The organism is Acinetobacter sp. ASP199, from assembly GCF_022700675.1.
Lineage (GTDB): Bacteria > Pseudomonadota > Gammaproteobacteria > Pseudomonadales > Moraxellaceae > Acinetobacter.
Map to the genome: position 1 here is coordinate 2,344,567 of NZ_CP062182.1, position 12,205 is coordinate 2,356,771.

Here is a 12,205-nt window from a genome sequence, read left to right on the forward strand (position 1 = left end):
GTCGAATTCCTTAAGCTTGTTCTACGTTGCTAGTCTGAGCCGCTGCATTCACAACTTTAGCTTCAAACTCGCCACGGAAATGTTTGAGTGCGCCCATAAGTGGTTCCATCGCACCTGGTGCGTGAGCACAGAAAGTCTTACCAATCCAAAGCTTACGAGTAAGCTCTTGTAAGTGATCGATATCTTCTTTCTTACCTGTACCATCTTCCAGTGCTTTAAGCGCTTTAACCGCCCAAGGTAAACCATCACGGCAAGGTGTACACCAACCGCAAGACTCACGCGCAAAGAATTCTTCTAGGTTACGTGTTGCTGAAACCATACATTGTGTTTCATCAACCACCATGAGCAAACAGGTACCCAAACGTGAACCTGCTTTCATGATGCTTTCCGCATCCATTGGAAGATCGATATGTTCAGCTGCCAAGAAGTCAGTTGAAGCACCGCCTGGTAACCAAGCTTTTAGTTTTAAACCATCACGCATACCGCCCGCATGATCTTCGATCACTTCGCGCGCAGTTGTACCGAATGGAAGTTCCCAAAGACCTGGGAATTTAACTTTACCTGATGCACCATAGATTTTTGTGCCTGGATCTTTTGATTTACCCGCAGATAAGCCGATATACCATTCAGGGCCACGAAGCATAATTGCGGGTAGGTTGTTGTAGGTCTCTACGTTGTTGACAATCGTAGGACGACCCCAAGCACCTGCAACTTGTGGGAATGGTGGCTTCGTACGTGGGTTTGCACGGCGACCTTCAAGCGAGTTAATCAATGCAGTTTCTTCACCACAGATATAACGACCCGCACCGGTATGCACGTGCATTTCAAAGTTCCAGCCTGATCCAAGGATGTCTTCACCCAAGTAACCTTTGGCACGAACTTGTTCTAAAGCTTCGTTCAAATACTTCGCAGCTTCGATGTACTCACCACGGATAAAGATATAACCGTGTGTTGCTTCAAGCGTATAGCCTGCAATCAACATCCCTTCGATCAACTGATGCGGAAGATCTTCCATCAACAGACGGTCTTTAAAGGTACCTGGTTCCATCTCATCGGCATTACAAATCAGGTAACGTGGACCTGAATTGTCATTTGGCGCCATCAAAGACCATTTGATGCCTGCTGGGAAGCCTGCACCACCACGACCTTTAACAGTCGCTGCTTTAATCACATCAAGCACATCTTTTGGCGGCATAGACAATGCTTTTTTGAAGCCTGCGTAGCCTTCTAAAGCTTCGTAGTCATCTGCATTGCGTACGTTTGCCTGTTTACTCAAGCGCCATGTTAATGGATGAGTTTCCGGGTTGCCGTCGCCATAAATTGGTTTTGGTTCAGTATTCATACATACTTCTCCAATAACTGTTTAATTGATGTCACTTCAACAAGACCGTGAGTATCTTCATCAATCATTAAAGTTGGGCCTTTGTCGCAGTTGCCTAAACAGCAAATTGGAAGCAAAGTAAAACGACCATCTGCAGTGGTTTGACCAAAAGAAATACCCAATTCGCGTTGGAATGCTTCAGCCAAAGTTTCTGCACCCATCAAGAAGCAAGCGATCGAATCACATAATAAAATTACGTGACGGCCTACTGGCTGACGGTAAATACGGTTATAGAACGTCGCAACACCTTCGAGGTCCGCAACGCTCATTGAAAGCAATTGTGCAATTGCATTCATTTGCGCATCATCAACCCAACCATTACGGCGTTGTACATGCTTAAGCGCATCTAAACACGCCGCACGTGGGTACGGATAATGCTCAATGTGATGTTGAATTTCCTGGATTTCTTCCGCAGTCAAAATCCCTTCAACATTCACACGTGGCTTTTTATCAGTCAAAATCATCATAATGCGATTACCCCTTAGCGATCCACGTCAGCCATTACGACGTCAATTGTCGCTAAATAAATGATTAAGTCAGACATTAAGCTGCCGTTAATCACAGAAGGCATTTGCTGTAAATGCGTGAAGGTTGGTGTACGAATACGGGTACGGTAACTCATCGTTGACTTGTCTGAAGTCAAGTAGTAGTTCGATGCACCTTTCACCACTTCCGCCATGACAGATGCTTCGCCTGCTGGCATTACAGGACCCCAAGATACGCTTAAGAAGTGCGTAATCAAGGTTTCAATATCTTGTAATGTCTTGTCTTTTGGTGGTGGAACAGCCAATGGATGGTCTGCTTTATACGCACCAGATGGCATGTTGTCCAGACACTGCTTGATGATTTTCAGCGATTGTTCAATTTCACGATAGTGAACGATCACACGTGCATATGCATCGCCTTCGTACTCCACCGGCACTTCGAAATCGTAGTTTTCATAACCACTGTATGGACGGTATTTACGTACGTCAAAGTCGATACCAGTTGCACGTAAACCGGTACCTGTTACGCCCCATGCCAATGCAGATTTCGCATCGTATTGCGCCACGTTACGGGTACGGCCTTCAAAGACTGAGTTTTTCAGGGCTGCAGTGTGGTATTCCTTCAAACGTTTTGGCATCCAATCCAGGATTTCACGGATCAGATGCTGCCAGTTATTTGGAAGGTCATGCGCAGTCCCGCCGATACGGAACCATGCTGGATGCATACGGTAACCGGTGATCGCTTCGATTGCGTCATAGATCTTTTGACGGTCAGCGAACATATAGAATACAGGGGTCATACCACCGGCATCCTGAATCGCAGTACCGATATACAGCAAGTGGTTATTGATACGGAACAGTTCCGACATCATCACGCGGATACATTGTGCACGGTCAGGAACAGTAATCCCGGCCATCTGCTCAACACCCATCACGTATGGCATGTTTTGCGCACAACCACCCAGGTAGTCAACACGGTCTGTATACGGAATGAAAGAGTGCCAGGTTTGACGCTCAGCCATCTTCTCTACACCACGGTGGTGATAACCAATATCCGGTACACAGTCCTTAATTTCTTCACCATCCATCTGTAGGATGACACGGAAAGCACCATGCGCAGACGGGTGGTTAGGACCTAAGTTCAGGAACATGAAGTCTTCATCGGCTGTGCCGCGTTTCATGCCCCAGTCTTCAGGAACGAAACGAAGATGTTCTTGTTCATAATCTTGTTTGGCCTGGTTTTGACGGTACGGGGTATATTCAGTCGCACGTGCAGAATACTCTTTACGTAGCGGATGACCTTCCCAGTAAGTCGGCAACAAAATACGACGGAGCATTGGATGCCCTTCGAAGTTGATACCAAACATGTCATAGGCTTCACGTTCATACCAGTTCGCGTTTGGCCAGATATTCGTTGCAGTCGGGATATTGAGATCGCTCTCATTCAACGCAACTTTAATACGGATATCCGTATTACGCTCTAGCGATAACAAGTGATAGAACACTGTAAAGTCAGACGCAGGTAAACCGTCACGGTGCGTACGCAGACGCTCATCTACCGCTGACAGGTCGAACAGCATCACGTATGGACGTGACACTGTACGCAAGAACATTAAAACGTCTTGTACACGTGCGCGCTCAACCCAGACTGTCGGGAAATCCTCGAAAGTTGTTTGCACATAGAAGTTCTCACCAAATTTGGTTTTGAGTTCTTCTACAATTGCAAATGCAGGGCGGGAATCAACTGCTGTTGATTCTGGCATAGCAATGTCAGTTTCAGCCATTGGCTTGGCTTCCTATTTAATACAAATTCAGTCAACCTAAACGACAATTACACCCAAGTCGGGTGCATAAAGAAATTTGTCGCTTAAATTATTTAATTTCATCCATTGAGCGCAGATTTTTCACAGCAATACGCTGATCTTTCTTACGGTCACGTTCTGGCATCATCTTTGGCTTATACACTGGCTGAAGATCATCACCAATCACCGCAGAAAGCGGACGACGCTCAAGTTGAATCTGGTCTTGCAATAGCATTAATGCCTGGATCAATGCTTCAGGACGTGGCGGACAGCCTGGGATGTACACATCCACCGGGATAATTTTGTCCACGCCTTGTACAACTGAATAGATGTCGTACATACCACCTGAGTTTGCACATGCACCCATTGAAATAACCCATTTCGGTTCAAGCATCTGTTCATACAGACGTTGAATAACCGGAGCCATTTTCACGAAGCAGGTACCTGCAACAATCATCAAGTCTGCCTGACGCGGTGAAGCACGAATAACTTCGGCACCGAAACGTGACAAGTCATGCACGCCGGTTAAGGTCGTTGCATACTCTACGTAGCAGCATGATGTACCAAAGTTGAACGGCCAAACTGAGTTCTTACGCCCCCAGTTTACTGCTGTATGCATCACATCCTCTAAACGAGTCATGAATACATTTTTATTCACTTCTTCCTGTAGAAGCGGGTCGTCTACAACGATACGCTCCTGAAGTGGATATTGATCAGCATCCGGATTCGCACGGGTTAATGTATATTTCATCCCGTATTACTCCTTATCAGATAATGGAGCCGGTGAACCTTTCACACGACCAGATGATTGAGCTGGGATTTGCCCCGTAGGATCCATCACCAATTCTTCAACCGAATTGAAGCGCGTAATTTCTGCAAGATCCATGTTTGGCGAACCAATCTTAGCTTTAATTCCTGCCGCCTTACGTTTGTCTGAAGGTGCCCAGTTCAGCGCGCCTGTCGATAATTCGTAAATCAAACCAACAAGTAAAACTAAAATAAAGATCGCTGCAGTTGCAAAACCAACCCAACCCACTTCACGAACAGAAACTGCCCATGCATAGAGATAAAGTGCTTCCAAATCAAATACGACGAAGAATATTGCAACCAAATAGAATTTTGCAGACAAGCGGATACGAGCTCCACCTGCGCTGACTACGCCTGACTCAAACTGGTCCTGCTTCGCACGGCCCCATGATTTACCCCCAAGGAGTAATGGGACAGTCAGCATAAAGACGCATAAAAATGTAACGCCGATCACGAAGGCAATAATTGCCCATTCGTATGGAGTAATGGCACTCATGCGGGGATAACTCCTGGCAGGCCTATGTATTAACAAAGAATGTATGTATTGGCCTTCAAATACACCAAACACAAAATTAATCCCGCCAATTGTACCTGATTTTGGATTTCACTTGCTAGCTTATAAGCCTTAGTCTTTTGGATGATTTTTTGGACGAATACCCGATTTTTCTAGGCTCCATCGCCCACGTTGCTAAACAATCGCTTTAACAAATTAAAAATAATAAATTCATTATTTTTTCCACAATCAGCTTAATTGTGCTCATCATTGATGCTACTGAAACACAGTTAGCACCTGTGAATTGTGTATTTTTTGCAACCACTTGCGTCTGCAACTTCATCCGTTTGTCGCTTTGTGTTATTCCTATAAACAGCACAAAAACGAACAATAAGGATTGAATATATGAGTTTAAAGTTCACCCATAAACCTGATTATTTTCTCTATGCCCAGCTATTTGTTCGACATCTTGAAAATTATATTATGAAGCACCCTCAGGAAAATAATCCTAATTTTAACTTGCAGAATATTTATGACCTGTTTGGCAAGGATTTCGCTTCAGCCTCGACAAATTTAGAAGGTATTTTAAATATTGCTGATGAATATCGCGTGGAAACTCTGCATGGCGACCAGAAACTGATTCAAGGTTATAGCATCGATGGCAAGTACAATAACCTTCTGCTGAATCTGAATTCGGAAGCAGTCAAAAGTTTACGCGAAGGTAAACCGATTATTGAACCCGATGCTAAAATCCACGAGTAAAGCTATTTATAGAATTTAATTTCTTATTCATTGATGAGCTTCAATAAAAAACGATGCGGATGCATCGTTTTTTATTACCTATAAAACCCTTTATAAAGAATCAAAGTCTTCTTTATTTTCTTCAATCGCCTTAAAGCGAGATTTTTTCTTATAACGCTGTGCTGGCCAGCTCATGGTAAAGCGCGCACCACCCAGCTCAGGGCTCTGATCTACTTCGACCTTACCACCGAACCAGAAGGCAATCCGGCTGACAATCGACAATCCCAGACCATAGCCACCAGATGCACGGGTACGACTATCATCCAGGCGCGAAAAGGCTTCAAAAACACGAGCACGATCTTCTTCCGGAATCCCCGGCCCATCATCTTCTACACAAATATAGGCCTGATTATTGACATCAATACCGCCGCTAATCATGATTCTTTCATCACAATAACGTACCGCATTCCCCACCAGGTTCTGTACCACACGATGTAGATAACGACGCTCGGCTTCAACTTCGATATCCATCGGTACCTGATGCAGCTCAACCTTCTTACCAGTTTTCAGCGCTTCAGTTTCAATGACCACCTGATCCAGGACTTCATACAGATTGATCTTCTCAAAATCGAGTGAAGGTGTACCCTGCTCCAGCTTGGCATAGGTCATGATCTCATCAATCAGCTTGTTAAGTGCTTCAATGTCTTTATCGATCTGCTCCATCTGTTGCAGACGATATTCATAGTCATCTTCATCTGCCAGCATTTCCATGGCAAAACGAATCCGTGCAACCGGTGTCCGCAGTTCGTGTGATACCGCACGCATCAACTCACGCTGGGCTTCGATCAGACGCTGAATATGATCCGACATGGCGTTATAGCTCGATGCCAGCAATGCCATTTCGTCCTTACCATCTATCGCCAGACGCACCGACATATTACCAGACTTCATCTTGTTCAAGGCATAGCTGACTTCACGCAGTTTGCGTTGCATCGGCACCAGCAAACCATACACACCCAGACTCAGCACAAACATACTGAGCAAAGTAATCCCCGCTGCCAACTGGAATGGCATCCAGTTAAACAATGGTACAGGTCCCATCACCAGCACTTCAGACACGGAGCTCGGAATTGGCGAAACAATCGAAATAGTGGTACCACGAATCGTGGCACTATCACGATAGAGAATAATACTGTGATCTAAACGAAGACGGCCAATCTGTTCTGAATCGAGCGGCAGACTTTGCACATCCTGAATACTGATTGGATAAGAGAAATACGGCTCGATTTTTTCCAGATATTCTTTTTCCTGACCTGGGAAATAAACCAGATAGTCCAGAATAAACACCGGCAGCGCCTTCATCTGGCGCTCGGTAATATTATCTGCTTTTATATATAGGAAATGCTTCGGATCATCGCGCAATCCAATGACCACATAAGCCACTGAAGTTTGCGCATCCCAGCGCACCACCGCCTTACGGTCTTCGATACGGCGTTTCTCTGCCCGGGTCAGATCAACTTTTTCAGCTTCTACATAATAGATAGGAAGCTCCAGCAAATCTGAAGCATCCGAAATCCAGTCCAGTTTCTGCTGCATATTCGGCTGGCGTGCTACCCCTTCACTCATGATATAGGCCATACCATCAGTCAAGGACTCACGATATACCTGCGCGCGCTGGTAATTAATAATTTGCACCAACAAATAACCGAACAGAGTCACCAGGAGTACCAGAATGACAAGTCCTGCATAAATACGCAAAAATATATTGTGCTTGAACACTTATAAGCTTTCCCGCTTATTCAGCTTAGGAATGACATGCATCACATGCCATTGGTTTCCTTAACGAACAGATAACCTTTACTACGAACAGTCTTGATACGTTTAGGGTTTTCTGGATCATCACCAATTTTCGGACGGATGCGCGAAATACGCACGTCAATCGAACGGTCCTGGCCATCATATTCGATGCCACGCAGACGCTCAAAAATATCTTCACGAGAAAGAATACGACCCGCATTTGACGCAAGCAACCACAACAGGTCATATTCTGCACTGGTAAAGTCCACCAGTTCACCATTCAAGGTCACAGAACGGCCACCATTGTCGATCACAAGATCGTCAAATTCAATCCGCTGAGCCACTTCATCTTCAGGCACTTTATCCGTACGACGCAGCAAGGCACGAATACGCGCAAGCAGGACACGTGGCTGAACTGGCTTGGCAACATAATCGTCCGCACCCATTTCCAGACCTAATACCTGATCCATATCTTCAGTACGTGCAGTCAACATCAAAATCGGTTGATGATAATGCGGACGAACTTCACGACAAATGGTTAAACCATCCGCACCTGGCAACATGACATCAAGCACCACCATGTCTGGCTGCTCGGCGATAATGCGGCGAATCGCACGATTACCGTCGGGCTCTACCCCAACCTCAAGTCCGTTACGAATAAGATATTCCTGAGTTAAACGAGCAAGACGCTCATCATCTTCAACGATTAGAATTTTGGGTAACTTTTCTTCTTGGCTCATATATTGTGCACCTTTATTCGATGGACGTATCCTTTTGAAATCTGATAGATACGGTGGATATAGCAAGCAATATACACACGTTTACATTGTAAACAAGATAGCGTTCACCAAACTGATACATCAAAGTAGCATTTTGTAATATTTTTTTGCTGATCTTTCTGTTAGCGACATTTTTTATACACAACCTTGCTTAGCTCTGCGCTAGAAAACCGTTTATCTGAATAAAAAATGGTCCCAAATTTACTTAAAAAAAGTTATCCACAATGTTATCTATAAGCACTTTTTGCCAGCTTTGTTATGCTACGCCTTGCCGGATAAGGCTTGCACCAAGATGATAAAAAAAAGGATTTTTTTAATAAAGTTTCTCAGGTTGTTTCACTTAAATATTTATTAAAATGTCAATATTGATCTACCCTAAATTTTCCCGTATCTTGTGTTCAATTAATTTTTAAACCACTAGGTATTGTGTTTATTCCTCAAACACTGTGGCATAAAAATTGCCCAGTTCAAACGGTCCATAAACATAAAAATAGATGACAATGGAGCTATGCTAAAATGAGCGTAATTACTTCAACTCCTGGTCAACTTCAGGTGATTAAACGCACCGGTGATGTTGCCACTTTTGATGCAGAAAAAATTTCTGTCGCAATTGGTAAGGCTTTTTTGGCTGTTGAAGGCCAACAAAGTGCTGACTCGAGCCGTATTCACGATCGTATCGAGCAGCTGACGGAAATGGTCATGAACACTTTCAAACGTCGCTTGCCTTCTGGTGGGACGATTCACATTGAAGAAATCCAGGATCAGGTTGAACTTGCGCTTATGCGTACTGGCGAACAGAAAGTTGCGCGTGCCTATGTCATCTATCGCGAACAACGTTCTGACGCTCGTAAGCAACTGGGTGCCAACCATCACCCTACCCTGCAAATTACTGATGCAGCAGGCAAGCTGAAACCGCTTGACTTGAGCGAACTGACTGCAACTGTTGCTAAAGCTGCTGAAGGCCTTGAAGGCATCGACGTTCAGGCAATTGTCGACGAGACTGTTAAAAACCTTTACAACGGCGTAAAAGAGTCAGACATCTCTACGACCATGATGATGGCGACGCGTACCCGTATCGAACAAGAACCAAACTATACCTATGTGACTGCGCGCCTGTTACGTAATGACCTGGTGGCAACTGGTTTAGAATTCTTGGGTCTACCTGCAGATACAGTTGAAGGCGATGCGCTGGAAACTTACTTGAAAAAAGGGATTGAGCTAGAACTTCTTTCACCTGAATTATTAAACTTTGACCTGGCTAAACTTGCAGCAGCGATTCAACCAGAACGCTCGAATCAGTTTACTTATTTAGGTCTACAAACATTATTTGACCGTTACTTCATCCACTCGGATGGCGTACGTTTCGAACTTCCGCAATTATTCTTCATGCGTGTGTCGATGGGTCTTGCCCTAAATGAAGAAAACCGTGAAGAGCGTGCAATCGAGTTCTATAACTTATTGTCTAGCTTTGACTACATGGCGTCGACGCCTACCCTATTTAACTCAGGTACGCTTCGTCCACAGTTGTCTAGTTGCTACTTGACTACAATTGATGATGACCTGTATGACATTTATGGCGCGATGCGTGATAACGCTATGTTGTCTAAATGGGCAGGCGGTTTAGGTAACGACTGGACACCTGTTCGTGCCTTGAACTCGTACATCAAAGGTACAAATGGTAAATCACAAGGTGTTGTTCCGTTCCTTAAAGTGGCGAACGATACTGCTGTTGCGGTAAACCAAGGTGGCAAGCGTAAAGGTGCAGTATGTGCATACCTTGAAACCTGGCACCTGGACATCGAAGAATTCCTGGAACTTCGTAAGAACACCGGTGATGACCGTCGTCGTACGCATGACATGAACACTGCGAACTGGGTTCCTGACCTGTTCATGCAACGTGTATTCGAAGATGCTGAATGGACACTGTTCACGCCTTCTGAAACACCAGATCTACATGATTTGACTGGTGCAGAATTCGCTGAGCGTTATGCTTACTACGAAAGCGTTGCCAAAGAAACAAACATGTTGCACAAGAAAGTCCGTGCAAAAGATTTGTGGCGCAAAATGCTGTCTATGTTGTTTGAAACTGGTCACCCGTGGATCACATTCAAAGACGTATGTAACTTACGTTCACCACAACAACACGTGGGTGTAGTTCATTCTTCTAACTTGTGTACAGAAATTACCTTGAACACAAGCAAAGACGAAATTGCGGTATGTAACCTGGGTTCGATTAACCTGGTACAACACGTTCAAGGTGGTGTGTTAGACCGTGAAAAGCTTGCTCGTACAGTAAAAACTGCTGTTCGTATGCTTGATAACGTGATTGACATCAACTACTACGCTGTTCCACAAGCACGTAACTCGAACTTGAAACACCGTCCTGTTGGTATGGGTATCATGGGCTTCCAAGATGCGCTATACGAAATGAACCTTGCTTATGGTTCTGATGCTGCGGTTGAGTTTGCTGATGAATCAATGGAGGTGATTTCTTACTACGCAATTGCAACATCTAGCGACCTTGCTGTTGAACGTGGTACATACGAAACTTTCAAAGGTTCACTATGGGATCAAGGTATTTTACCAATCGATTCTTTAGACATCGTGGCTAAATCACGTCCTGAACGTATGTTCGAAGTGGATCGTACTCAACGTTTGGATTGGGACACTTTACGTGCCAAAGTTCAAAAAGACGGTATGCGTAACTCGAATGTGATGGCAATTGCGCCAACTGCTACGATTTCAAACATTTGTGGCGTGTCGCAATCCATTGAGCCAACATTCCAAAACTTGTATGTGAAATCAAACTTGTCTGGTGAATTCACAGTGATTAACCCTTACCTTGTTCGTGCATTGAAAGAACGTGGTCTTTGGGATGCTGTGATGGTGAATGACCTGAAACATTTCGAAGGTTCTGTGCAGAAGATTTCCCGTATTCCTGAAGAGCTTAAAGCCATCTTCGCGACTGCGTTTGAAGTTGAAACTCGCTGGATCGTAGATGCTGCATCACGTCGTCAAAAATGGATCGACCAGGCGCAGTCTCTGAACCTTTATATCGCTGGTGCAAACGGTAAAAAACTGGACATCACTTACAAAATGGCGTGGTTACGTGGTCTTAAAACCACTTATTACCTACGTGCATTGGGTGCGACTTCTGCTGAGAAATCGACTATTAATACTGGCGCACTAAATGCTGTTAAAGCGACTGCAACCGCAGCACCTGTTGCAGCAGCCGCTCCGGTGGTTGAAGCGAAAAAACCTGAAGTTCCTGCAGAGGAAGAAGGTTTTGCGCAAGCAGCGCCAGTGCCAATGGCATGTTCGATTGACAACCCTGATTGTGAGGCTTGTCAGTAAGTTAACCCATTTAGGAATCAACCGAGATTTATCTCATAATTGCGAGATTAGCAATGGTTGATTCTTATGAGTGGTTAGCATAAGAACTCACTCTTGCTACTTCGTAATGATTGATTCCTTTTAGGAGCGAACATGTCGAAGAAGTTAAAAGATTTTAGAAAGAAAGTACGTGTAGTATTTGAAGAAGCTGAAAAAATTATTTGCCGCCTATTAGTAATATATTTTCTCTTGGGTGGCAGTGCCGGGCATTCTTCAGATCTAGCATCTCAATCAAATATTAATGAAGATGCAATTACTAAGGTCGTTGCATCTGAAAAGAAAAACATTAATCGCTAAGGTTTTTCTAGAATCCCCCTAAATCCCCCTTTTACCAAGGGGGACTTCCAGAAATCAAAATAGGTGGATGGAAGCCCCTCCTTTATTAAAGGAGGGGTTTGGGGAGGATTTAAAATTTAATATAAATAAGGAAACCACCATGCCGCATATGACTCACAATTACATGTTAGGACTTGTCGCATTGGTCGTTTCCTTTGTACTTACCTTTTATTTGCCAATTGCCTATTTCT

Annotated in this window: 10 protein-coding genes; 3 read left to right on the plus strand and 7 right to left on the minus strand. The window is 44.3% G+C overall.

All coding sequences use genetic code 11. From position 1 onward, the window contains the following. Nucleotides 1-10 precede the first annotated feature (10 nt). From nuoF to ndhC, 5 genes are all read right to left on the minus strand, one after another. Nucleotides 11-1,342, minus strand: coding sequence for an NADH-quinone oxidoreductase subunit NuoF (gene nuoF / locus IHE35_RS11185; RefSeq protein WP_242787510.1), 1,332 nt, complete (start codon nucleotides 1,340-1,342; stop codon nucleotides 11-13). Continuing rightward, a complete protein-coding gene (nuoE, locus tag IHE35_RS11190; RefSeq protein ID WP_242787512.1) occupies nucleotides 1,339-1,848 on the minus strand; it encodes an NADH-quinone oxidoreductase subunit NuoE in 510 nt (169 codons plus the stop codon). The genes nuoF and nuoE overlap by 4 nt, the downstream gene beginning before the upstream one ends. A 14-nt stretch (nucleotides 1,849-1,862) precedes the next feature. Continuing rightward, the gene (gene nuoC / locus IHE35_RS11195) at nucleotides 1,863-3,650 is read right to left on the minus strand and encodes an NADH-quinone oxidoreductase subunit C/D (RefSeq protein ID WP_242787515.1); all 1,788 of its coding nucleotides are present in this window, start codon (nucleotides 3,648-3,650) and stop codon (nucleotides 1,863-1,865) included. 88 nt (nucleotides 3,651-3,738) lie between these two features. Further along, a complete protein-coding gene (locus IHE35_RS11200) occupies nucleotides 3,739-4,419 on the minus strand; it encodes an NADH-quinone oxidoreductase subunit B (RefSeq protein ID WP_242787517.1) in 681 nt (226 codons plus the stop codon). 6 nt (nucleotides 4,420-4,425) lie between these two features. After that, on the minus strand, nucleotides 4,426-4,971 hold the full coding sequence (gene ndhC, locus IHE35_RS11205; RefSeq protein ID WP_242787519.1) for an NADH-quinone oxidoreductase subunit A: 546 nt from the start codon (nucleotides 4,969-4,971) through the stop codon (nucleotides 4,426-4,428). A 402-nt stretch (nucleotides 4,972-5,373) separates the two neighbouring features. Here ndhC and IHE35_RS11210 point away from each other — a divergent pair, with 402 nt between their 5' ends. Further along, on the plus strand, nucleotides 5,374-5,730 hold the full coding sequence (locus tag IHE35_RS11210) for a hypothetical protein (RefSeq protein WP_242787522.1): 357 nt from the start codon (nucleotides 5,374-5,376) through the stop codon (nucleotides 5,728-5,730). 90 nt (nucleotides 5,731-5,820) lie between these two features. Here IHE35_RS11210 and bfmS read toward each other — a convergent pair whose 3' ends face one another. Beyond that, nucleotides 5,821-7,488 carry a sensor histidine kinase BfmS gene (gene bfmS, locus IHE35_RS11215; RefSeq protein ID WP_242787525.1) on the minus strand — a complete coding sequence of 556 codons (1,668 nt, stop codon included), beginning with the start codon at nucleotides 7,486-7,488 and terminating at the stop codon, nucleotides 5,821-5,823. 41 nt (nucleotides 7,489-7,529) lie between these two features. Beyond that, the gene (bfmR, locus tag IHE35_RS11220) at nucleotides 7,530-8,246 is read right to left on the minus strand and encodes a response regulator transcription factor BfmR (RefSeq protein ID WP_004891693.1); all 717 of its coding nucleotides are present in this window, start codon (nucleotides 8,244-8,246) and stop codon (nucleotides 7,530-7,532) included. Between the two features lie 555 nt (nucleotides 8,247-8,801). Here bfmR and IHE35_RS11225 point away from each other — a divergent pair. Both IHE35_RS11225 and IHE35_RS11230 read left to right on the plus strand, forming a co-directional pair. Then, nucleotides 8,802-11,639 carry a ribonucleoside-diphosphate reductase subunit alpha gene (locus tag IHE35_RS11225; protein WP_242787527.1) on the plus strand — a complete coding sequence of 946 codons (2,838 nt, stop codon included), beginning with the start codon at nucleotides 8,802-8,804 and terminating at the stop codon, nucleotides 11,637-11,639. 132 nt (nucleotides 11,640-11,771) lie between these two features. Continuing rightward, the gene (locus IHE35_RS11230) at nucleotides 11,772-11,975 is read left to right on the plus strand and encodes a hypothetical protein (protein WP_242787529.1); all 204 of its coding nucleotides are present in this window, start codon (nucleotides 11,772-11,774) and stop codon (nucleotides 11,973-11,975) included. Nucleotides 11,976-12,205 lie beyond the last annotated feature (230 nt).